Raw genomic sequence first — 23,221 nt, 5'->3', positions numbered from 1 at the left:
CGACGGAGAGAACTGGGTGAGAGAACGAGAAAGAAAGACCGGGTGGCATCACCGGGTCGTGGCCCTGGTGGGCGGCCTTTGCCTGTCGCTGGCCGCGGTAGCCGCCGTGGAGGTCGAGCCGTTGTCGACTGCGGAGCTGGAGGCGCGCTACCAGGTGCTGATCGAGGAGATGCGCTGCCCCAAGTGCCAGAACCAGAACCTGGCGGGGTCTGACTCCCCGGTGGCCCAGGACCTGCGCCGGGAGATCCGGCGACTCCTGGAAGAGGGGTTCACCGATCAGGAGATTACCGAGTACATGGTGGCCCGCTATGGGGATTTCGTCCTCTACCGGCCCCCGGTGCAGCGCAACACCATGGCCCTGTGGATTGCACCCGGGGTATTTGCCGCCTTTGGCCTGTTGGCGCTGGTGGTGGTGGTGATGCGCTCCCGCTCGGGCACAGGTGCGCGGCAGGATGATGCCAGTGGGGAGCTGACCGCCGACGAGCGGCAGCGCCTGCAGGCACTGCTGGGGGAAGAGGAATTGAAAGCGGATCGGGAGAGTGACCGTGGGGCCGGGCGTGATGACTGAATTGTGGTTGGGCGTGGCGGCCCTGGTTCTGCTGCTGGTTTTCGTGCTGCTGTGGCCGGCGCTTCGCGGAGCGGGGGCCCACCGGCGCGTGCAGGCAGAAGCCGGGCGCCAGCGGGCGGCACTGGCGACGCTGTACCGGGAGCAAAGGGCAGAGCTTGAGGCATCACGCGCCAGTGGCGCCATCGACGAAGACCAGTTTGCCCAGTTGGAGGTGGAAATGGCCCGCAACCTGCTGGCGGCAGAGCAGTCGGCAGCTGGCGAATCCCGCCAGGGCGGCCGTGGCCTTCTGCTGGGGCTGGCGGTAGTGCTGCCGCTGGCGGCGCTGGCGCTGTACCTGGACAGGGGGCACGTGGGGGATCTCGAGCTGTATCGCGATATCCTCGCCAGCCAGCAGGGCGAGACCGACCGGGCGACAGAAGAACGAATTACCCGTCAGCTACAGGAGCGGGCGGAGTCCCATCCTGATGACCTCACCAGCCGCTATGTCCTGGCGCAGCGGTTGATGGTTCGCGGTGACCTGGACGGCGCGGTGGCGGCATATCGCTACATAGTGGAGCAGCAGCCGGAGGCGGCGGGTGTGAAGGCAGAGCTGGCACAGGCGCTGTTTTTCCAGCAGGGCTCCCGCGTGACCGGGGAAGTCCGCAGGCTGGTGGGTGAGGCGCTGGAAGTGCAACCGGACAACGGTACCGCGCTGGGCCTGGCCGGCATCGCCGCCTTTGAGGAGCAGAAATTCCAGGTGGCGCGGGCCCTGTGGCAGCACGCCCTCAACCAGCTGGCGCCGGGTTCTGCGGCGGCCCAGGCCCTGGCCGCCGGTGTGGCGCGGGCAGAGCAGGCGCTGGCAGAGCGGGGCGAGGCGGTCGACAGTGAAGCTGTGGCTGAAGCCCGCGCGCCGGACGCTGGCGAGGGAGATGGTCCGGCGATCCGTATCAATGTAAGCCTGGCAGAGGCGGTCAAGGCACCGGCAGGGACGCCGGTATTTATCTATGCCCGTGGTTCCGATAGCCCCATGCCCCTGGCGATTGTCCGGCTCAGTGCCGGCCAGCTGCCGGCAGAGGTGGTGCTGGATGAGTCGCGGGCAATGATGCCGGGTCGCTCCCTGGCCGGGGTGGACCGGGTGCAGCTGGTGGCGCGCCTGGCGATTAACGGCGATGCCCGGCCGGCGCCCGGGGACTGGCAGGGCAGCATCGAGTCGCTGCCGCAGGCCGACTGGGACCAGCCGGTATCGATTACGATCGACCGCCAGTTGTAGGCGCCCCGGGGTTCCCCTTTGCCCCGTTCCGGTAGCGGGCGGGGGTGCCGCGCGGCCCCTGCGGGCAGCCGTTGCGGCATCCCCTAATCGAAAATTACCGCTGAAACGACCGACGCCGCCATGTACAATCGGCGGTTTGGTGCGGCCATCGCCGGCACGCTGTCGGGCGCCGGCGAATAACAAAATACCGAGTTACAAATACATGCGTCTGAAGTGCATCAAGCTTGCGGGTTTCAAGTCCTTCGTTGACCCGACTACCGTTCATTTTCCGTCCAACCTGAGTGCTGTGGTGGGCCCCAACGGCTGTGGTAAGTCCAACACCATCGATGCCGTGCGCTGGGTTATGGGTGAGTCGTCCGCGAAAAACCTGCGCGGTGACTCGATGACCGACGTGATCTTCAATGGCTCCAGCGGCCGCAAGCCGGTGGGCCAGGCCTCCATCGAACTGGTATTCGACAACTCCGAGGGCAAGCTGACCGGCCCCTATGCCGGTTTTGCCGAAATTTCGGTCAAGCGCCGTGTGACCCGCGATGGCCAGAACAACTACTACCTGAATGGCGACAAATGTCGCCGCCGCGATGTGACTGACCTGTTCCTGGGCACCGGCCTGGGCCCGCGCAGCTATGCCATCATCGAGCAGGGCATGATCTCCAAGCTGATCGAGGCCAAGCCCGAGGAGCTGCGGGTATTTATCGAGGAAGCGGCGGGTATCTCCAAGTACAAGGAGCGCCGCCGCGACACCGAGAATCGCATGCGCCGCACCAGCGAGAACCTGGAGCGCCTCACAGATATCCGCGATGAGCTGGAGCGCCAGCTGGCGCGCCTCGAGCGGCAGGCTGCCGCGGCTGAGAAGTACAGCCGCTTCAAGGAAGAGGAGCGCAGTCACAAGGCGCACCTGCAGGCCCTCAAGTACCGCGACCTGGATGACCAGGCCAAGGCCAAGCAGCAGCAGATCGGCGAGCTGGAGCTCACAGTCGAAGAACTGGTAACGCGGCAGGTGAGCTGTGACACCGATATCGAGCAGAAGCGCGTCGGTTACCACGAGCTGTCCGACGGCTTTAACGAGGTACAGGGCCGGTTCTACGCCATCGGCGCCGATATCGCGCGGCTGGAGCAGAGCATCGCCCATGCCCGCGAGCGCAATACCCGCCTGCAGTCCGACCTGCAGCAGACCGAGCAGGAATACCGCGAGGCGGAAACCGGCCTGGAAGCTGACCGGGAGAAGGCGGCGCAGTTTGAGGCCGAGCTGGAAGTGATCAACCCGGACCTGGAGATGGTCCAGGCCGCAGAAGAGGAGTCCGCCCTGGCCCTGCAGACCGCCGAGGACCAGATGCGCGACTGGCAGAACGAGTGGGACCAGTTCAACACTGGTGCCTCGGGTTCGCGCCAGAAAGCCGAGGTACAGCAGTCCCGCATCCAGCATCTGGAGACCTCTGCGCAGCGCCTGCAGGAGCGTATCAACAAGCTGCAGGAAGAGCGTGGCCGCCTCGCCGAGAGCGGCGATGACGACGATTTTGAACAGCTGGGCGAGCAACTGGCCGAGCTGGAGCTGCAGGCCGCCGAACGCCGCGAGGCCGTGGCGGAGAAAAATGAATCCCTGGCGGAGCTGCGTGCCCGCGAGAGTGACAGCGCTGCGGAGCTGGACCAGCTGCGCCTGCAGTTGCAGACCAGCCGCGGGCGCTTCGCTTCCCTCGAGGCGCTGCAGCAGGCGGCGCTGGGGCAGGGCAAGGCCGTGGATAACTGGCTGCAGCAGCAGTCGCTGGCGGACCGCCCGCGACTGGCCGACCAGATCAGCGCCCGGGCCGGCTGGGAAAAGGCCGTGGAAACGGTGCTGGGCACCCAGCTGCAGGCAGTCTGTGTGGACCAGCTGGAGAGCCTGAGCGAGGGGCTTGCCAGCCTCGAGAGCGGGCAGGCGATCTTTGTCGACGGCAGCCCGGTTCCCGCCACCGCTGGCGGCAGCCTGCCGGCGCTGGCGGAAGTGGTCGAGGGCCCCGACTCACTGGCTGGCCTGCTGTCCGGCATCTATACCGCTGAGGACCTCACCGCCGCGCTTGCCCAGCGGGAGCGGCTGCAGGCCCATGAATCCATCGTAACCCGCGACGGTCTCTGGCTGGGGCCTAACTGGCTGCGGGTCAGCCGTGCCTCCGACGCCGAGGCCGGGGTACTGGAGCGCAAGCAGGAGCTGGAAGAGCTGGAGGCATCGATAGCCGCCTGCGAAGAACAGATCGAGACCCTCTCGGAGCAGCGTGAAGAACTGCGCAACCAGGCCTCCGACATGGAGAGTGCCATTGAGCAGTCCCGCAATGAGCTGGAGCAGCTGAGTCGGCGCGAGTCCGAGTTGCGCAGCCAGCTGTCCGCCCGCCGTGCGCGCGCCGAACAGATGGGCGAGCGCCGCACCCGTGTTGAGCAGGAGCTGGCGGAAGTGCGCGAGCAGCAGGAAATGGAGGGCGAGTCCCTGTCCGAGGCACGCCTGCTGTTGCAGGAGGCGCTGGAGGCGATGAGTGATGACACTGACCGCCGTGAGTCCCTGCTGGCCCGCCGCGACGAGCTGCGCGAGGCGCTGGATGCGGCGCGCCAGCGCGCCCGTGAAGACAAGGACAAGGCGCATGAACTGGCCATGCGTGAGCAGTCAGTGCGGACCCAGATGATGTCGCTGGAGCGCACGCTGCAGGTGATGCGCGAGCAGCTGGAGCGCCTGCGCACCCGCCGCGAGCAGCTGCAGGAGCAGATGGCCGAGAGCGACGACCCGTCCCAGGATTTCCAGGCCGAGCTGGAGGAGAAGCTGGGCGAGCGCATGGAGGTGGAAACCGAGCTGTCCGAGGCGCGCAAGAAACTGGAGGAGGTCGAGAGCGGCCTGCGCGAACAGGAGCAGGAGCGCCACAAAGTGGAGTCGGCGCTGCAGGGCGTGCGTGCCCAGCTCGAGCAGGAGCGCCTGGGCGCCCAGACCCTCGAGGTGCAGCGCAATGGGCTGGTTGAGCAGCTGCGTGAATCCGATTACGACGTGGACCAGGTGCTGGAAGAGCTTCCCGGCGACCTGACCATTGGCCAGGTACAGGAGGAACTGGAACTGGTGGCCGCGCGTATCTCCCGTCTCGGCGCCATCAACCTGGCGGCTATCGACGAGTACAAGCAGGAGTCCGAGCGCAAGGAATACCTGGATCGACAGTACAGTGACCTGATGGATGCGCTGGAGACCCTCGAGAACGCCATCAAGCGTATCGACCGGGAAACCCGTACCCGTTTCAAGGAAACCTTCGACAAGGTCAACAGCGGCCTGCAGGAACTCTTCCCCAAGGTATTTGGCGGCGGCCACGCCTACCTGGAACTCACCGGCGAGGACCTGCTGGATACCGGCATCGCGATCATGGCGCGGCCCCCGGGCAAGCGCAACAGCACCATCCACCTGCTGTCGGGCGGCGAGAAGGCACTCACCGCCATTGCGCTGGTATTCTCCATTTTCCGCCTCAACCCGGCTCCTTTCTGTATGCTGGACGAGGTGGACGCACCGCTGGATGACGCCAACGTGGGGCGCTATGCGCGGATGGTGCAGGAAATGTCCGAGCACGTGCAGTTCATCTATATCACTCACAACAAGATTGCCATGGAGATGGCGCACCAGCTGCTGGGTGTGACCATGCACGAGCCTGGCGTTTCGCGACTGGTGACGGTGGACGTTGAAGAGGCGGCCGAGCTGGCATCCGCATAAGGGCGTGAAAGGAGAAACGCTGATATGGACAACTGGCTGATCACGATTCTGGCGCTGGTGCTGGTGCTGGCACTGGTGGATGGGGTGCGTCGGGCGATCCTGCGCCACCGCGATGCGGACCGCACCGCCGATAGCCTGAGTCGCGCCATGCACGGCAACCGGAATACCCCGTCCACTCCCGCCAGGCCGGGCCGGGCCACCGCTGATGAGGATGATTTCCTCGATCCGGAGGAGGCGGCAAAGCGTGCCCAGATTGCCCGTGAACTGCCGGGCAGTGTACGGGTGGTGCAACGCCGCGCGCTGGAAGACGCGCTGCAGGTAAACCGCAAGTTGCAGGAGGGTTTCCAGACCGGGCGTCGGCCGGCCGAGGCCAACAAGCAGCAGCAAAGTGAGGCTGAGCCACAACAGGCTTCCCTGAACCTGGAAGAGCAGGTGCCTACCCTGATGGACTCATTTGCCGATGCGACGGAAGAGGCCATTGGGGAAGACTTCCGTCGTGAGCCGGAACTCGACGAGGCTGACAGCCTCCAAGCCCTGAGTGAAACCGAACAGGAAGAGCGGGGCGAACCAGTGCTGAAGAAAAAGAAACCGCCGGAACCCGTTTCCGGTGGCAGCGAGACAATGCGCCAGTCGGGCAACACCCGGGGCGGCTCCCGGCACGACCGGCACCAGGCGGATGGCGCGGACAAGTCCCCGGTGGAAGAGGTGCTGATCATCAATATCATGGCGCGGGAGGGCGACCTGTTCGAGGGTAACGACCTGCTGCGGGCCCTGATGGCTGTGAACATGCGCTTTGGTGACATGGATATCTTCCATTATCACCTGGGCGGCAGTGACGACGGCCCGGTGATTTTCAGCCTGGCCAACATGGTGGTTCCGGGGGTGTTCGACCTGGGGCGTATGGAAGAGTTCGCCACCCCGGGTGTGAGCCTGTTCCTGGCGCTGCCCATCGATGGCGAGGCGATCAAGGCGTTCGAGTTGATGCTGTCAGTGTCACGGGAGATAGCCGAACAGCTCGGTGGCGAGCTGAAAGATGAGAACCGCAGCGTTTTCACCGCCCAGACCGCCGAGCACTATCGCCAGCGGGTGATGGAATACCAGCGCCGGCGTGCGCTGGCCCGGGCGCAGGCCTGACCCGAACCGGTAGAGCGTTGCGCGGCTGCCTGCCGCGTCCCCCGTGCGGCTGTCGCTGCGCTCGATGCAGCCGGCGGCCGCAATTCGTGTAAAATTCCCTCCCCATGACCTTTCCTTATTCTCTGCGAATAATCGATGACCAATAAGAATATCCCCACTGAAAAGCGTGAGCGGGCCCAGGAATTGCACGCCATCCTGTCGCGCGCCAACTACCAGTATTACGTGCTCGATGCGCCGGAGCTGCCGGACGCGGAATATGACCGTCGCCTGCGTGAATTGCAGGAACTGGAACAGCAATACCCGGAGCTGCTAACGCCGGACTCGCCCACGCAGCGGGTAGGCGCGGAGCCCCTGACTGAGTTTGCCGAGGTGCAGCACGAAGTGCCGATGTTGTCCCTGGACAACGCCTTCGATGACGATGAGCTGCAGGAGTTCGACCGGCGAGTGCGCGACCGACTGAACAGCAGGGAAGCGGTCGAGTATGCGTGTGAGCCAAAACTGGACGGAATCGCCATCAGCCTGCTGTACCGGGATGGCGTACTGGAGCGGGCTGCCACGCGCGGCGATGGCACCACAGGGGAGGATATTACCCAGAATGTGCGCACCATCGGCTCGGTGCCCCTGCGGCTGATTGAGAACGGCGTGCCGGCTGTGCTGGAAGTGCGCGGCGAGATTTACATGCCCAGGGCCGGATTTGCAGAGCTGAACGAGAAGGCCCGTGAAGCCGGTGACAAGGTTTTCGTCAATCCGCGCAATGCCGCCGCCGGCAGCCTGCGCCAGCTGGATTCACGCATTACGGCGCGTCGCCCGCTGGAGCTGTGCGTGTATGGCGTGGGCCTGGTGGAGGGGGCCAGCCTGCCGGACAGGCATACGGAGATCCTGCGGCAGCTGCACCGCTGGGGTTTCCGCATCAACAGTGAGATGGCGGTCGCTGCGGATATCCATGACTGTATCGAGTATCACCGCAAGCTGGGCGAGAAGCGCGCGGAGCTGCCTTACGATATCGATGGCATCGTGTTCAAGGTAAACAGTATTCCCCTGCAGCGCCGCCTCGGTTTTGTCGCCCGCGCGCCGCGCTGGGCGATGGCCTACAAGTTCCCGGCCCAGGAAGAGATGACGGTGCTGCGCGACGTGGAGTTCCAGGTGGGCCGCACGGGCGCAGTGACGCCGGTTGCACGACTGGAACCGGTGTTTGTAGGAGGGGTGACAGTGTCGAATGCCACACTGCACAACCGCGATGAAATCGAGCGCCTGGGAGTGAAAATCGGCGATACAGTGGTTATCCGCCGGGCCGGCGATGTGATACCCCAGGTGGTCTCGGTGGTTGAGAGCAAGCGCCCAGGGAACGCGCGAGATATAGTATTTCCCGACCACTGCCCGGTGTGCGACTCGCCGGTTGAGTCGACTCCCGGGGAAGCGGTGGCGCGCTGTAGCGGCGGCCTGATCTGTAGCGCCCAGCGCAAGCAGGCAATCAAGCATTTCGCCTCGCGCAAGGCCATGGATATCGATGGCCTGGGCGACAAGCTGGTGGAGCAACTGGTGGACGAGGGCCTGCTGCATTCAGTCTCCGGCCTGTATCGCCTCGAGGCGGAGCAGGTGGCGGGGCTGGAGCGGATGGGGGAGAAATCGGCACAGAACCTGGTGGATGCGCTGGAGCGCAGCAAGGACACAACGCTGCCCAGGTTCCTCTATGCCCTGGGAATCCGCGAAGTGGGGGAAGCGACTGCACGCAACCTGGCCCGGCATTTCGGTGATCTCGAACCGCTCATGCAGGCGGATGAGGAAGCGCTGCAGGACGTGGAGGATGTCGGGCCGGTGGTAGCCCATTTTGTCGCTGAGTTTTTTGAGCAGCCCCACGCACAGGAAGAGATCGAGGCGCTGCGCCAGGCGGGTGTGCACTGGGCTGCCGAGGAAACCGGTGGTGAAGAGCAGCCGTTTGCGGGGCAGACCTGGGTCCTCACCGGCAAGCTGGAGACACTGTCCCGCAGCGAGGCCAAGGATTACCTGCAGCGACTGGGAGCCAAGGTGGCGGGCAGTGTCTCTGCAAATACCCACACGGTAGTTGCAGGGCCCGGAGCTGGATCCAAGTTGAACAAGGCCCGTGAGCTGGAGATCCCCACGCTCGACGAGGATGAATTCCTGGAAATGCTGCGCGGGCGCGGGATCGAGATTTAAGCCTCCCACGGCCGTAATATGTCGCGTGCGTCCGCTGCGTTCGGGCAGCGGCGCTGGTGCGCATAAAATGCGATTGTCGTTATGGTATTTTCCAGCGGTGATCGTTAAAGTGGAGCGGCTAACACTCAACAGGCCGTGCAAAAATTGCGCGGCTGCGCTGTGCTGAGGGACACAATAGTGGTACAGGCTGATCAGGAATCCATCGTTTACGGGTGCATCAAGGACAGTAACAGCCTTGCCGGTGGTGCTGACCGTCGCCGTTGCAATCGCGAGGCAGTACTGGCCCTGCCCAGTGCCGACGAGTGGCCTTTTCTCTGCCGCGACATGTTTTCCATTCCCACCATCAAGGTGAAGCAGTCCCAGTACCAGACCGATGTGATTCATTTTGGTGCTTCCTACCGTGCGGTGGAGTACGAATGGAATCACTGGATCCTGAAGTTTGAAGAGCTTTTGCGCAGCATGTACTGGGTCTCTGCCACCGTGCACCTGGAGACTGAACTCTCGGGCACCCACTCCTTTACCTGGGAGGCCGCCGGGCTCTACCACGAACCCGGTAGCGGCGATATGCAGGTTCGTTGTGAGTGGACCCAGGAGGGTCGGGTCAGTATCTGAATCCGGTCGCTGCCGCCGGTCACTTGTCCTCAATGCTGGCGGCAAGCGGGGCGGGCTAATCCTCTAACCTGCTATGCTTGACTTACCTGTGTGCGTTGCATGCGGGGCGGGGGTAGTAGCGGCCGGAGGTATGAGGCGCGTGGAACCATCGGAGCTTGCAGCCAGCAGTGTCCCCGCGTTCGCGACACTCTATGCCCATATCCGTGTGATCATGGGGATTGTGATCGGGCTGGGCCTGACACACCTGCTGCGCAACCTGGCCCGGCTGGTCGAGGAGCCGAGGGAAGACCGGCTCTACTGGATGCACCTGGGCTGGGTCGCATTCATGGTGCTGTACCTGCTGTTTTTCTGGTGGTGGGAGTTTCGCTTTTCCCACACTGGCGTACATGACCTGGCCACCTATCTCTACCTGATCTGTTACACCCTGCTGCTGTACCTGCTTTGCGCCCTGCTGTTCCCGGAAAAGAACTCGGCCCCCAAGGACTATCGCTCGCTGTTCTTCCTCCGCCGCAAGTGGTTCTTCACTGTACTGGCACTGGTTTTCCTGGTCGATTTTGGGGATACCATCCTTAAAGGCGGGCAATACCTGGCAAACCTGGGCAGTGTCTATGTCTACCGCAACCTGGCATTTATTGTCGGCAGCCTGGTGGCAATTGCGACCTCCAGCCGAATTTACCACGGCAGCTTCCTGTTGCTGGGAACAGCTTTCCAATTATTTTATTTCTTTACGGAATATGATTCCCTGGTATAGGTGGTGTAGGTTTGGCGTTGCGCGGAAGTGGCGATAAGCTGTTAAATGATACTCGCGGCTTCGCGCGGGCCGCTGCGGGGTTCCTGCAATTGTATGCAGGCCTGCATACGGCAGCCCTAAGCATGCCGGGAATGCCGGCCAGGCTCTGGCGAGTAGGCCGGGAAATTCTTTACGCCAACTCAAGACGGGTGTCCGATGAGCGATGAATTCCGAACCGAGAAAGACAGCCTGGGCGAAGTGCGTGTGCCCGCGGGCGCTCTCTATGGTGCGCAGACCCAGCGTGCCGTCGACAATTTCCCGGTCAGTGGCCAGCCGCTGCCGGTGGAGTTTATTCGCGCGGTCCTGATGATCAAGAAGGCGGCGGCGCAGGCCAACTGCGAGCTGGGATTGCTCGACCAGGAGCGGGCGGAGGCGATTATCGGCGCCTGTGATGCAGTAGGTGATGACGAGCTGGCCGCGCATTTTCCCGTCGACATCTACCAGACCGGCTCCGGCACCAGCACCAACATGAACGTCAATGAAGTGCTGGCCAGGATTGTGGCGCGTGACAGTGGCATTGAGGTGAGCCCCAATGATCACGTCAACATGAGCCAGAGCAGCAACGATGTGATACCCAGTGCCATCCACGTGTCGGCATTGCTAGCCGTGCGGGACCAGCTGTTGCCGGCTTTGCGGCACCTGCACAGTGTGATGGACGAGAAGGCCGCGGGGCTGGCGGATGTGGTAAAGACGGGGCGAACCCACCTGATGGACGCGGTACCGATCACCATGGAACAGGAGGTCTCGGCCTGGGCAATGCAAGTGGAGCACAGTCGCGAAAGGATTCGCTCCACGCTGCCCCGGCTGGCGCAGCTGGCGCAGGGCGGGACAGCCGTGGGTACCGGGCTTAACGCGCACCCGGATTTTGCCGAACTGTTTGCACAGAAACTCAGTGCCAATACCACCCAGCAGTTTCGCCCGGCGGAAAATGCGTTCGCCGCAATCAGTAGCCAGGATACGGCGGTGGAACTCTCCGGCCAGCTGAAAGTGCTGGCTGTGGCCCTGATGAAAGTCGCCAACGACCTGCGCTGGATGAACAGCGGTCCGCTGGCAGGGTTCGGTGAAATAGAGCTGCAGGCGCTGCAACCGGGCAGCAGCATCATGCCCGGCAAGGTCAATCCGGTGATTGCCGAAGCGGTGGCGATGGTGTCAGCCAGGGTGATAGGTAACGACGCCACCATTACCGTTGCGGGGCAGAGCGGCAACTTCCAGCTTAACGTTATGCTGCCACTGGTGGCTGCGTCGCTGCTCGAGAGTATTCGCTTGCTAACCGGGGCCTCGCAGGTGCTCGCCGATAAAGCCATCGCCACTTTTACAGTCAACCGGGAAAACATCGAGCACGCACTGGCCCGGAATCCAATCCTGGTTACGGCGCTCAATCCCGTGATCGGTTATGGCAAGGCGGCCGAGATTGCCAAACGAGCCTATCGGGAGGGGCGGCCAGTACTCGAAGTGGCGACCGAAATGACAGAGCTGGGTGAGCAGGAGCTTAAACGCCTGCTGGATCCGGCTAAATTGGCGAGGGGCGGAGTGCCGGGAGGGGAGTGAGTCGCCGTGGGTTAGGCCTTTCAGGCAAACAGGATCAGGGCGACCACCAGAGTGCCTACCGCCAGTGTAAGGCATTCAAGCCATATGAAAATATGCCGTACGGTGACGCGATCTTCCCGACGATAGAGTAATCTCTTGCCCATGGAACCTCCTGCGGCGTTGACAGCGATGGGGCAATGCCTCACGATTCTGCGCCGCACCGGCTATCGTTGCCGATTCTTCAATGGTAGTGCCGGCCTCCGGCATGACCTACTGTTCACGCTTGTTAATCATTCTGGGTGCCCATGGCCAGTAAACGTCGCCGTTCCTTCCTCACCAGCCTTATCGCCTGTATCGGTTTTATCGTCGCCGCAGTCTGGGCCTGGGACCTGCCGGTCAGGGATGTCCTGGCATACCTGGTATTACTGCTCGGATTCCTGGTGGTCCTGATCGTAGCCGGCTTTGCCGGTGGAGCATTGTTGAGCTGGCTGCGCAGGCGCAAGAAATAGATGAGCGTGACGGAAGAGGATATCCGTATTCCCATCGCCTACCTCGAGCGCTTGCTGGAGGAGGCGGCCCGCCATGGCTGTGACCGGCAGGAACTGCTCAGTGCAGTGGGAATAGAGGAGCAGGAACTGGCGGGTGTCGCGGCATTCTCGGCCCTGAAATACGGCCGCCTTTACCAGCGGGTCATGTGGCAGGTGCAGGACGAATGGTTTGGCATGCTCAGTGGCGGGCGTGTGCGTTCTGGCTCCTTCCGCCTCCTGTGCCTCACCGTGGTCAACTGCGCGACTGTCCGCCAGGCCATCCAGCTCAGCGCTGAATTTATGGAGATCTGTCGCGGGTTCAAGGTAAAGCCGATCCTCGAGGATCCGCAGGAGGGGCGTGAGCGGGTTGCGATTCGCGGGATCAGCTCCCTGGAGGAGGGAGAGTTCGAGCGGCTGATCACAGAGACCAGCCCCGGGGTGATCCGCACCACACTGGCGGTCTGGCATCGTTTCTACTGCTGGCTGGTAGGGCGCGAAATCCCGCTGGCACGGCTGCACTTCTCTTTCCCGTGTCCCGAGGAGTTCCGGACGCTGGCACAGAGTGAGGCCGGCGAGCTGTTGTTTGAACAGTCCTCCAATGCGCTTGAGTATGACAGTCGTTATCTCGACTACCCCATCGTGCAGAATCCGCAGACGGTCGAGGATTTCATTCGCACTGCCCCCTATCACCTGGTCATCAGCGATGGCAGCGCCAACAGCATCAAGACCAAGGTAAAGACCATCCTCAACCGGGATGTCAGCGAATCCATGCCGGCGGCCGAGCTGGTGGCGGAACGCCTGAACATGTCGGTCACCACGCTGCGCCGCCGGTTGCAGCAGGAGGGCACTTCCTACCAGAAATTGAAAGACGAATGCCGCATGGAGGCCGCCTTTCACTACCTCAGCTGCCCGGACCTTTCCAACGGGCAGATCGCCGAGATGCTGGGCTTTGACGAGTCCAGTGCTTTCTTCCGCGCCTTCAAGAAATGGACGGGTATCACCCCCGGCGAATACCGCAAGAGCGGCCGTTCGGTCACGACAGCTGATGACTGATGGTCCGCTGTTTCAGGGGCCTGCCTTGTGCGGTTTTTGTCAGCGCTTTGGACGGTTTTCGCCATAGAGACCGGCGCGCACCTGCTACTATGATGAACCAATCGTGAGATCTAGTCACAAACCTGACCAGCCGGTTTCATCACCGGCTCGAGATAAAACAGCGAGAATTTGAGGGTAGCAGGATGACCGACGTCAAGATTCCATTGCGCGATATGCGCTTCGCCACGCGCGAATTGCTCGATTGGGACCAGCACTATGCTTCCCTGGGTTATGAGGAAGCCACACCGGATCTGGTGGACGCCATTCTGGAAGAGGGTGCCAAGTTCTGTGAAAACGTACTGGCCCCGCTGAATGCAGTGGGTGACCAGCAGGGCTGCACCTGGAAAGATGGCGAGGTCACTACGCCCGAGGGCTTCAAGGAAGCCTACCAGCAGTTTGTGGAGGCCGGCTGGCCGTCACTGGCGCACGGTGTTGAGCACGGTGGCCAGGGCCTGCCGCCCTCACTCGGCACACTGATGAGCGAAATGGTGGGCACCACCAACTGGTCCTGGGGTATGTACCCGGGCCTGTCCCACGGCGCCATGAATACCCTCGAGGCCCATGGTACCGAGGAGCAGAAAGCCACTTACCTGACCAAGCTGGTAGAGGGTACCTGGACCGGCACCATGTGCCTGACCGAGCCCCATTGTGGTACCGACCTGGGTATCCTGCGCTCCAAGGCGGAACCCAATGACGACGGGTCCTACTCCATCACCGGTACCAAGATCTTCATCTCCGCCGGCGAACACGATATGGCCGAGAATATCGTGCACATCGTACTGGCGCGCCTGCCGGATGCCCCGGCCGGCACCAAGGGTATTTCCCTGTTTATCGTTCCCAAGTTCCTGCCTGCCGCGGACGGCTCCGCCGGTGAGCGCAATGGCGTCGCCTGTGGCTCCCTGGAACACAAGATGGGTATCCATGGTAACGCCACTGCGGTCCTGAACTTTGATGGTGCCAAGGGCTTCCTGATTGGTCCGCCCAACAAGGGCCTGAACTGCATGTTCACCTTTATGAACACTGCGCGCCTGGGTACCGCCCTGCAGGGCCTGGCACATGCCGAAGCCGGCTTCCAGAAGTCCCTGGCCTATGCCAAGGATCGTCTGCAGATGCGTTCCCTGAGCGGCCCGAAAAACCCGGACGGCGCTGCCGACCCGATCATCGTGCACCCGGATGTGCGTCGTATGTTGCTGACCCAGAAGGCCTTTGCCGAGGGTGGCCGCATGCTGATTTCCCTGTGCGCGCAGCAGGTCGACCGCACCCACAAGGGTAGCGATGAGGAGAAGAAGGAAGCCGATGAGCTGCTGGCCTTCCTGACGCCGATTGCCAAGGCGTTCCTGACCGAGACCGGCTTTGAGGCCGCAAACCTGGGCCTGCAGTGTTTCGGCGGCCACGGTTACATCGCCGAGTGGGGCATGGAGCAGAACGTACGCGACGCGCGTATCGCCACCATTTACGAAGGCACCACCGGCATCCAGGCCCTGGACCTGCTGGGCCGCAAGGTCCTGATGAGCCAGGGTGAGCTGCTGCGCAAGTTCACCAAGCAGGTGCACAAGTTCTGCCAGGCGGAAATCGACACCGAAGCCCTGGCCCCGTTTGTCACCCGCCTGCAGGAGCTGAACAAAGAGTGGGGCGATGTCACCATGCATGTGGGGGCGCAGGCCATGGAGAACCCGGACGAGGTGGGTGCCGCATCCGTGGACTACCTGATGTACTCCGGCTACGTGGTGCTCGGTTTCCTGTGGGCCCGTGCCGCCAAGGTGGCCAGTGACAAGCTGGCGGCCGGCGAGGGCGAGGCCGAGTTCTACCGCGCCAAGCTGGCGACCGCGCGCTTCTACTTCGACCGCATCCTGCCGCGCACCGCGGCCCACGCGGCGGCAATGAAGAGCGGTGCCGCCAACCTGATGGATCTGGACGCCGAACACTTCGCGTTCTGAACCACGCAGTAACAAAAAACCGTCGGCCCTGCCGGCGGTTTTTTTATTCAGGGTATTTTATGCAGTTGCCAGATCAGGTGGTGGCGCGGCTGCGCCGCCTCTCTTGTTTGCACCCATGCACTCGGGTACAGTTCCGGCTACCGGATGCCAGCGATTTCTGCGTTGTTCTGTCGCAGGAACCCGGTGAACCCGCGGCGGTTGCCCGCCATGGGGAGGTTGAGGGTGCGGCCCTGATTCTGGAAATGTCGCAATCGACCCTGGACGCCGTCATGGAAGGGCGCCTCAGTGCCCGCCATGCATTTCTTCTGGGAGATATCACATACTCCGGTGACCGGGAACTGGCCGCCGCACTGGCGGACCTGTTTCCCGCAACATAAGCTTACGAAGAATAACGACACGTTCGCGCTCTCAGAGAGGGAATTTCGTCTATAAGAAACGAAACACGCGGACAAGCGACAACAACAGGACTGGGAGAAGACAGTTGGACATCGACCGCAGCATACTCGACGTATTTTCTAACGCCTGCGCCAAATACAGCGACAGGCCGGCATTTACCTGCCTGGGCCAGACGCTGACCATTGGCGATATCGATAAACTCAGCGCCAGGTTCGCCTCATACCTGCAGAATCATACCAATCTCGAGCCCGGCGACCGCATTGCGGTACAGCTGCCCAATGTCCTGCAGTACCCCGTCGTCGTTTTTGGCGCCCTGCGTGCCGGGATGGTGGTGGTAAACACCAACCCGCTTTACACCCGCCGGGAACTGAAGCACCAGCTGAATGACTCCGGTGCCAAGGCGCTGGTGGTGCTGGCCAATATTGCCGATACCGCCTCCCAGGTGATTGGGGAAACCGGTGTCGAGAAGGTGATCGTTTCCGAGATCGCTGACCTGCACAACCCGGTCAAGCGGGTGCTGATCAACAGTGTGGCAAAGTACATCAAGAAGATGGTGCCCGAGTTCTCCTTTGCCAACCAGGTGAATTTCCGTGAAGCCATGGGCCTTGGCGAGCAGAACCCGCACAAGGACGTCCAGTGCAAGCCGGAAGACGTCGCCGTCCTGCAGTACACCGGCGGCACCACCGGCGTTGCCAAGGGTGCGATGCTCACCAACCGCAACCTGGTCGCGAACATGGAGCAGGTCCGCGAGGCGCTGGGGAAATCCATCAAGGAGGGTGAGGAACTCTACGTTGCGCCGCTGCCTCTCTACCATATTTACGCCTTTACCATTCACTGCATGTGCCTGTTCGCCACTGGCAACCACTCGCTGCTGATTCCCAACCCGCGCGATATTCCGACCTTTGTGAAAACCCTCAAGGGGGTGCGGTTTACCGGCTTCTGCGGGCTCAACACCCTGTTCAACGGGCTGATGCGCAATTCGGATTTTGCCGAGCTGGATTTCAGTAAGCTGCACACAACGGCCTCCGGTGGTATGGCGTTGACGCGCGACACCGCCAAGCGCTGGGAGCAGATGACTGGCTGCACCGTCACTGAAGGTTACGGCCTGACCGAAACCTCGCCGGTGGTATCCTTCAACCCGGCCGAGGCTGTGCAGCTGGGCACCGTGGGGATGCCGGTGCCGGGCACCGAAGTGAAGGTCATCGACGAGAACGGCAATGACCTGCCTAACAACTCCCCCGGTGAACTCTGTGTGCGCGGCCCGCAGGTGATGAAGGGCTACTGGCAGCGCGAGGAAGCCACCGCCGAGTCCATCGACAGTGAGGGCTGGTTCCGGACCGGCGATATGGCCGAGATCCAGGACGATGGCTATATCAAGATCGTCGATCGCAAGAAAGACATGATCATTGTCTCCGGTTTCAATGTGTACCCGAACGAGATCGAGGATGTGATCAGTGGCCATGACAAGGTGGCCGAGGCAGCCGCTATTGGCATTCCCGATGAAAAGAGCGGCGAAGTGGTCAAGCTGTTCCTGGTGAAGGCGGACGACTCCCTGACCGAGGAGGAGGTCGTTGCCTACTGCCGCGAGAACATGACCGCCTACAAGGTGCCGAAGCAGGTGGAGTTCCGTGAGGAATTGCCCAAAACCAATGTGGGCAAGATCCTGCGCCGCGAGCTGCGCGACGAGGAGATGAAAAAGATCGAGGCCCTGGAAAGCGCCTGATTCCAGCAGCCGCTGCTGCTAACAAAGTAATAGCATTGAGGCCCCGCTGGAGACAGCGGGGCCTTTTTATTTCGGGTGCGGGCAGCGATGGCCTGCCGGGCGGATTAGTCGATATCCCCATGCTCCCGGTTGCTGTTTTCCCTGATGAACTATAACTGTGGTTCGACAGGGCTATTGGGGTTTTGGGGATGGAAGAGGGCGAGGATCGCAATCGACTGGTCCACCAGGAGCTGCCAGCGGAACACGACGACCCGCTGATCCGTGCTCTGCATGTGGTTATCCGCAGTTCCGTGCGATTGCTGGCAGTGCTGATGTCACTGGTAATCCTGTGGTCAGTGGCGGATGTGATTTACGTCCTCTACCAACGCCTGAGCACGGAGCCGGTGTGGCTGCTGAACTACAGGGACCTGTTCGATGTATTCGGTACAGTGATGTTGGTCCTGATCGCGATCGAGATCTTTATCAATATCCGCCTGTACCTGGGCTCCAATGTGCTTCCCATCCAGCTGGTAGTTGCGACAGCATTGATGGCAATTGCCCGGAAGGTAATCGTGCTGGATCTCGCCGATGTCGGCCCGGAACAGATTCTGGCGATTTCCGCGGCGGTGGCGGCCCTCGGTGTGACCTACTGGCTGGTGGCAAGGAAAGGCTGAGATCGGCGGCACAAACAAAAAAGCCCGGCATATGCCGGGCTCTCTTTTTCTGCTCAGGCGCTGGCGTTACTGGCGGCTGGCGCTGCTGGCATCGCGAATTGCGCGGAATTCGTTGCCCTCATACCAGTTCGGCCAGTCGCGGCTATTGGCCAGCTCCAGGCCAAGTTCCAGGCCCAGTCGCAGGTCCATGGCAGCACCTTTGAGGTTCCACTCGGGATCGTACTCGTCGCCGGGCTTGTGGTAGGCGTGGGCAGTATATTCCTCACCCTTCTCCTGTGCCCACTCGCGACCGTGCTCGAAGCTGTCGGTACCGGAGTCAAAGTACAGCATGGGTACGCCTTTCTTGGCCAGGCTGAAGTGATCCGAGCGATAGAAGTAGCCGCGCTCCGGGTGGTCTTCCGGTGCCAGGTAGCGGCCCTGTTGTTCCGCCGCTTTCTCCAGCTGCTGTTCCAGCTCGCTGTTGCCGTAGCCCACGACAATCACATCACGCATCGGCCCCAGTACGCCCATGGCATCGAAGTTGATACCGGCTACGGTCTGCTCAAGCGGTACTACCGGGTTGGCTGCGTAGTACTTGGAACCCAGCAGGCCGGACTCCTCTGCGGTTACTGCTACGAAGAGCATGGAGCGCTCCGGCTTTGCCTGTTGCTCGGAGAGCTGGCGCGCCATTGCCAGCAGGCCGGCGGTGCCGGTGGCGTTGTCGACCGCACCGTTGAAGATATGGTCTTCACCGGCAGCGTTCTTGTTCACGCCCAGGTGATCCCAGTGTGCGGTATAGATTACCGCCTCATCCGGGTACTTGCTGCCCGGCAGCTTGGCCACGACGTTGCGGGAGTCAGAGGTGCGCAGCTCGTTTTCCAGTTTGACGCTGGCGTTCAGGTTCAGGGCCTTGGGCTTGAAGTCCCGGGTCTTGGCCACTGCCATTTCCTCGGCCAGGTCGAGGCCGGCGGCCTGGAAAACGTCCTGCGCCGCGTCGCCGGTCATCCAGGCTTCCACCGCCACGCGATCGCGGTTTTTGTCTTCTGCAGCCAGGCTGATCTGGGCGCCCGACCAGCTGCCACTGACTACTTCCCAGGGGTATCCGGCAGCGCCAGTCTCGTGAATGATGATCGCGCCATCGGCGCCCTGGCGGGCCGCCTCTTCAAACTTGTAGCTCCAGCGGCCGTAGTAGGTCATGGCGTTGCCGTTGAAGAGGGCCTCATCCTGGGTGGCGTAGCCCGGGTCATTGACCAGGATCACGGCGGTTTTGCCGGTCATGTCGAGCCCGGCGTAGTCGTTCCAGTCGTTTTCCGGGGCGACGATGCCGTAGCCCACAAACACCAGCTCACTATTCTCGAGCGCGGCACTGTCAGTCTGGCGCTGGGTAAAGGCCACCATGTCGGACAGGGGCTGCAGTGACTTGCTGAAATCATTGCCTTCGATGGTCAGCGGGGTGGTGTCGATCTGCATTTCCACCACCGGTACCTGCTGGAACCAGCTGGGCTGGCCTTCCGCATCGACGGCGCCCGGCTCCAGGCCGGCTGCGGCAAACTGCTCGGCGAGGTAATTCACTGTGAGTTCTTCGCCCTCGGTGGCAGGTGCGCGGCCCTGGAACTTGTCGGAGGACAGTACCGAGACGTGCTTGTGCAGGTCCGCTGCGATCGCGTCCACCTGTGCCAGGCCGGCTTCGCTGAGCGAGGGTGTGGACGCACTGGCCTGCTCGACCTTTTTCGGGGTGGCGGCATCGGGTGCGGCCGCCTGTTCGCTGGCCGGGGTATCCTTGCCGCACGCGGCCAGGGCGGTGGTCACAGCCACGGCGAGGCCCAGGCGGTGCCAGGGGGTTGGTTTGTGCATGGTTGTTTCCTGTGAGTCTTATTCTGGACGGTTTAAATTAACAAAATAAGCGGCGCCAGCCGAGAGATTCTGTGCTGAAAAAGGCGGCATCCGCAGGGATTTTTGTTCCATCACGCCCTCCGGCGGGAGCCGCTTCCGTTGATACCGGCCGCGGCTGCCCGGGGAGGGCGGTCGGAGGAGGGGGCGTGACTCAGGCAGACCTGATGGTCTTGAGAGTCTCGCGGATCGGGAACAGGATATCGCGGGCCAGTTGCTGGCAGCGGGCCGGGGACCAGCCCTCGATCGGGTCGGGGAGGTTGTCGTTGTCCTTGAACGGCATTTCCAGGGTCAGTGCCAGGGTGCGGAACTGGTGCCCGCACCAGTTGGTGCCCACGGTCATGTTGGCCTTACCCGGCTTGTCCAGGTCGTAACCCCGCTCGGTCTGGAAGTCGGGGCTGGCGGCCACGAAGGCGCGCTTGAATGTCTCTTCCAGCTGCGCATGCCGCTCGTCATAGCCAGGGACGCCCTCACAGGCGGCGACAAAGTTGAAGGGCAGGGCCTCGTCCCCGTGAATGTCGAGGAAGATATCACCTCCAACCTCGAGCATCTTCTCCCGCACCAGGAACACTTCCGGGCTGCGCTCCATGCTCGGGTCCTGCCACTCGCGATTCAGGTTGGCGCCGGCCGCATTGGTTCGCAGGTGGCCACGTACACTGCCATCCGGGTTCATGTTGGGCACCACGTGGAAAACAGTGTCCTCCAGCAGTGTGCGTGCCGAGGGGTTGGCGTCGTCCAGCAGTGCCTCCAGGAAGCCCTCGACAAACCACTCCGCCATGGTTTCGCCGGGGTGCTGGCGCGCGATCATCCATACCCGGTTTTTGGCATTGTCCGCATCACCGATGGTAAGCAGGGACATGTCGCGCCCGTCCAGGGTTTGACCCAGGGTCTCCAGCGTCACCTGGTCGTGGCACTGGGCCCAGGCCAGCAGGTCCAGGTGGCGCTCCCAGGAGAAGGGGGCGAAGTAAGCCAGGTAGATCGCCGGTCGGTCCAGCTCCACGGTGAAATCGAGGGTGTTGCCGTCGTATTCCGCGGGAATCCGGAACCAGTCCTGCCGGTCGTAGGAAGCGCATACGCGGTAGTTTTCCCAGCCTTCGGGATAGGCGGCCTTGCCGGCATTCACGATGCGGAAAGGCAGAGACTCGCCCACCTTGCCCTCCAGGCGAAAGTGGAACCATTGATAGAAATCGGAGTTGTTGTCGCGACGGATCGCCAGTTCAACCGGCCGGCTGTCGCTGTTGATGACTTCGATATTGCCGCTGTCGAAAGCGCTGCTGATATGCATGGATATTGAGCTCCAATCCTGATGTGCGCGGCAAGGATAACAGGGCGGGCGTCGATTTATTACCGAGGAGGGGAGAAGTTGTTTTGCCGGCGCGCGAGGGGCGTACCGGGCGAGTAAAATAAAAGGGCACGACCTCAGTTCGAGACCGTGCCCCTGCCATCCCTGGCGGCACCTGAGCGACTACTGCTCCCTTCAAATTCCCGGTGGTGGTCGGGACGACCGCTGACTGTCCCGGCTTGCCACTAGCGCGCGATCCCGCACATCAGAAATTTTGTACTGCTCCCTTACATTCCGCGTCAGGTGCTGTCTAAAGTTTAGGCAGTGCGGGGGTGCGGGGGGCGTCCTCTGTACACATTGGCGTCAGATTGGTTAACTTGTGACCATTTTGTTTAGTCATAGTTCAATTCCGGGTCTTTCCAGAACTTGGTTCCCTTCAGGGTGGCCTGCAGGGCGATACCACTCTCGGTGAGCTGGTAGACACGCATGCCATCGACCACGACCTCGCGGCTCACTGCGGCGCCTTTATCCTGGGCCTTGGCGGCGGCATCGGCGTGGCCGCCAAAAGACCAGCCGCTCTCCACAAAACGCTGCATCACCTCCGGGGAGTCGAAGACAAACAGGGCACGGAAGTCTTTGACGCCAAAGCCCAGCCCGACACCCACCTCGCCCATCTTCATGTAGGTCCGCTGGCGATTGCGATTATCGACGGCCACCCCGTAACCGGTCGAGGCGCTCGCCAGCAGCAGGTTGACGTTGACGTTGCTGAAGACTGCGTAGCCCGGCGCAGCCGCCACTTCACCGCGCAGGTCCGGCTGCAGCCGGTAAAGCTCGGTCAGTACCTCACGCTCGGTGCGATCGATATGTTGCCGGCGGTCATCCCGTGTCTGGCCGGGCGCGGTGCAGGCAGAGGTGAGCAGGGCACTTATGACCAGGGTGCCGAGGGCGAGTCTACGCAACATGGCTGATTCCTCATTTTTATTGTGTTGGTCCATTTAAGCAGAGCGGCTGGCGGGGCTCGAGCAGTTAATGGCCGCTTTGCGACATGTCGCACACAGGTGGTAGAGTGCGCCACTTCCGGCGGCTGTCCCAATTGGGTAAGCTATGCGGCCGACTTTCTGACTCTGACAAATACGAGAGAGAGACCATGAATAGAACTGCCAAGCGCGGTATCGCCGCCAGCTGCCTGCTGGTAATGATGATGAACCTGACCGCCTGCGGTTACTTCCTGTACCCCGAGCGCAAGGGCCAGAGCGGTGGCCGGGTTGATCCCACCGTGGTGATCCTGGACGGTGCAGCCCTGTTGTTCGGTATTCTGCCGGGCGTGGTGGCCTTCGCCGTGGATTTCGCCACCGGCGCCATTTACCTGCCCGCAGGCAGCAGCTCAGCGGTGGATCGTCACGTGAGCGCAGCCGACGTCGAAGGCGCGGAAAAAGTTGTGGACCAGCAGGGCCAGGTCTGGCTGAAGATGCCGGTCAACAAGGTATCCGCCGATGCCGACAACCTCGAGCAGCTGGGCGCAACCCTGTCTTCCGCGACCGGTCAGCAGGTGGCGGTCAAGGATATCGTCTGGGTAGAGGATCTCGCCGCACTGCGGGCCGCCCGGGCTGAGCGCACTGCCGCACTCTGAGGTGATGGGGCCGCGCCGGCCCCTGCCCCCGGCCCGGTTGTGCCAGTGCGGTACTTCCGGGTCATTCCCACAGCAGGATAAAAGCTGCGCCGCGACTGGTCCCGGCTCCTGCGATCGCTACGCCCATCTGGGCGATCGGCTTCTCCCTTTCATCCCGTTCTCCCGCCAGCTGCTCAACAGGTTCTGTTGCCGGCCCGGCCTGTAATCCCCGTTGGATGACCGTCCAGGCCGGGCCCTGCCGGGTATGGCTTGTCCGCGTTCGGCGCGACTGTGGGATGCCGGCAGGCGCTTGGTGCCCCGGGTTACTGGCGTCCGGGGGGTGGGCCCCGGGATGGAAGTTATTCGCGGGCC

General features: G+C 62.4%; 19 protein-coding genes. 15 read left to right on the top strand and 4 right to left on the bottom strand.

Annotation, left to right across the window (positions count from 1 at the left end; translation table 11 throughout):
* The first annotated feature begins 16 nt into the window (after window positions 1–16).
* The 8 genes from ACH6CX_RS03290 (at window position 17) to ACH6CX_RS03255 (ending at window position 11,782) form a co-directional block, all read left to right on the top strand.
* Entirely contained in the window at window positions 17–568 is a 552-nt protein-coding gene (locus ACH6CX_RS03290) for a cytochrome c-type biogenesis protein (protein ID WP_232942939.1), read from the top strand.
* Window positions 561–1,817 carry a c-type cytochrome biogenesis protein CcmI gene (gene ccmI / locus ACH6CX_RS03285; protein WP_396674874.1) on the top strand — a complete coding sequence of 419 codons (1,257 nt, stop codon included), beginning with the start codon at window positions 561–563 and terminating at the stop codon, window positions 1,815–1,817. The genes ACH6CX_RS03290 and ccmI overlap by 8 nt, the downstream gene beginning before the upstream one ends.
* A 202-nt stretch (window positions 1,818–2,019) precedes the next feature.
* On the top strand, window positions 2,020–5,523 hold the full coding sequence (smc, locus tag ACH6CX_RS03280; RefSeq protein WP_396674769.1) for a chromosome segregation protein SMC: 3,504 nt from the start codon (window positions 2,020–2,022) through the stop codon (window positions 5,521–5,523).
* A gap of 24 nt (window positions 5,524–5,547) precedes the next feature.
* Entirely contained in the window at window positions 5,548–6,657 is a 1,110-nt protein-coding gene (gene zipA, locus ACH6CX_RS03275; RefSeq protein ID WP_396674767.1) for a cell division protein ZipA, read from the top strand.
* A gap of 135 nt (window positions 6,658–6,792) precedes the next feature.
* Window positions 6,793–8,832: an NAD-dependent DNA ligase LigA gene (gene ligA / locus ACH6CX_RS03270; protein ID WP_396674765.1), complete on the top strand. Its 2,040-nt coding sequence runs from the start codon at window positions 6,793–6,795 to the stop codon at window positions 8,830–8,832.
* 177 nt (window positions 8,833–9,009) lie between these two features.
* Entirely contained in the window at window positions 9,010–9,444 is a 435-nt protein-coding gene (locus ACH6CX_RS03265; protein WP_232942935.1) for a hypothetical protein, read from the top strand.
* A 139-nt stretch (window positions 9,445–9,583) separates the two neighbouring features.
* Window positions 9,584–10,195: a hypothetical protein gene (locus tag ACH6CX_RS03260; protein ID WP_232942934.1), complete on the top strand. Its 612-nt coding sequence runs from the start codon at window positions 9,584–9,586 to the stop codon at window positions 10,193–10,195.
* Between the two features lie 195 nt (window positions 10,196–10,390).
* Window positions 10,391–11,782: an aspartate ammonia-lyase gene (locus ACH6CX_RS03255; RefSeq protein WP_237061754.1), complete on the top strand. Its 1,392-nt coding sequence runs from the start codon at window positions 10,391–10,393 to the stop codon at window positions 11,780–11,782.
* Between the two features lie 20 nt (window positions 11,783–11,802).
* Here the strand turns inward: ACH6CX_RS03255 and ACH6CX_RS03250 are convergent, their stop codons facing one another.
* Window positions 11,803–11,925 (bottom strand): hypothetical protein, encoded by a 123-nt coding sequence (locus ACH6CX_RS03250; RefSeq protein ID WP_255701150.1) that lies wholly within the window; start codon window positions 11,923–11,925, stop codon window positions 11,803–11,805.
* Between the two features lie 141 nt (window positions 11,926–12,066).
* Here ACH6CX_RS03250 and ACH6CX_RS03245 point away from each other — a divergent pair, with 141 nt between their 5' ends.
* From ACH6CX_RS03245 to ACH6CX_RS03220, 6 genes are all read left to right on the top strand, one after another.
* Complete coding sequence (locus ACH6CX_RS03245; protein WP_232942932.1) at window positions 12,067–12,270, top strand: hypothetical protein; 204 nt, start codon at window positions 12,067–12,069, stop codon at window positions 12,268–12,270.
* Window positions 12,271–13,341, top strand: a complete 1,071-nt coding sequence (locus ACH6CX_RS03240) for an AraC family transcriptional regulator ligand-binding domain-containing protein (protein ID WP_396674762.1) — start codon at window positions 12,271–12,273, stop codon at window positions 13,339–13,341.
* Between the two features lie 182 nt (window positions 13,342–13,523).
* Window positions 13,524–15,317, top strand: a complete 1,794-nt coding sequence (locus ACH6CX_RS03235; protein ID WP_237061750.1) for an acyl-CoA dehydrogenase C-terminal domain-containing protein — start codon at window positions 13,524–13,526, stop codon at window positions 15,315–15,317.
* A gap of 59 nt (window positions 15,318–15,376) precedes the next feature.
* A complete protein-coding gene (locus tag ACH6CX_RS03230) occupies window positions 15,377–15,694 on the top strand; it encodes an SCP2 sterol-binding domain-containing protein (protein WP_232942929.1) in 318 nt (105 codons plus the stop codon).
* Between the two features lie 104 nt (window positions 15,695–15,798).
* Window positions 15,799–17,436, top strand: a complete 1,638-nt coding sequence (locus ACH6CX_RS03225) for an AMP-binding protein (protein ID WP_232942928.1) — start codon at window positions 15,799–15,801, stop codon at window positions 17,434–17,436.
* A 188-nt stretch (window positions 17,437–17,624) separates the two neighbouring features.
* Window positions 17,625–18,089, top strand: coding sequence for a phosphate-starvation-inducible PsiE family protein (locus ACH6CX_RS03220; protein WP_232942927.1), 465 nt, complete (start codon window positions 17,625–17,627; stop codon window positions 18,087–18,089).
* A 66-nt stretch (window positions 18,090–18,155) separates the two neighbouring features.
* On the opposite strand, the gene ACH6CX_RS03215 is transcribed toward ACH6CX_RS03220, so the two are convergent.
* The 3 genes from ACH6CX_RS03215 to ACH6CX_RS03205 all read right to left on the bottom strand — a co-directional run bounded on the left by ACH6CX_RS03215 (window position 18,156) and on the right by ACH6CX_RS03205 (window position 22,202).
* Window positions 18,156–19,922 (bottom strand): M28 family metallopeptidase, encoded by a 1,767-nt coding sequence (locus tag ACH6CX_RS03215; protein ID WP_237061748.1) that lies wholly within the window; start codon window positions 19,920–19,922, stop codon window positions 18,156–18,158.
* A gap of 190 nt (window positions 19,923–20,112) precedes the next feature.
* The gene (locus tag ACH6CX_RS03210; RefSeq protein WP_232942925.1) at window positions 20,113–21,243 is read right to left on the bottom strand and encodes a M14-type cytosolic carboxypeptidase; all 1,131 of its coding nucleotides are present in this window, start codon (window positions 21,241–21,243) and stop codon (window positions 20,113–20,115) included.
* Between the two features lie 389 nt (window positions 21,244–21,632).
* Window positions 21,633–22,202 carry a YSC84-related protein gene (locus tag ACH6CX_RS03205; RefSeq protein WP_232942924.1) on the bottom strand — a complete coding sequence of 190 codons (570 nt, stop codon included), beginning with the start codon at window positions 22,200–22,202 and terminating at the stop codon, window positions 21,633–21,635.
* Window positions 22,203–22,387: 185 nt separating this feature from the next.
* Between ACH6CX_RS03205 and ACH6CX_RS03200 the strand changes: the two genes are divergently transcribed.
* A complete protein-coding gene (locus ACH6CX_RS03200; protein ID WP_232942923.1) occupies window positions 22,388–22,870 on the top strand; it encodes a hypothetical protein in 483 nt (160 codons plus the stop codon).
* The last annotated feature ends 351 nt before the right edge of the window (window positions 22,871–23,221 follow it).

The organism is Microbulbifer sp. JSM ZJ756 (assembly GCF_044383805.1).
In the GTDB taxonomy this organism is placed as follows: domain Bacteria; phylum Pseudomonadota; class Gammaproteobacteria; order Pseudomonadales; family Cellvibrionaceae; genus Microbulbifer; species Microbulbifer zhoushanensis.
The sequence above is the reverse complement of the archived record's forward strand: the minus strand, read 5'-3'. Positions and strand labels throughout refer to the sequence as shown.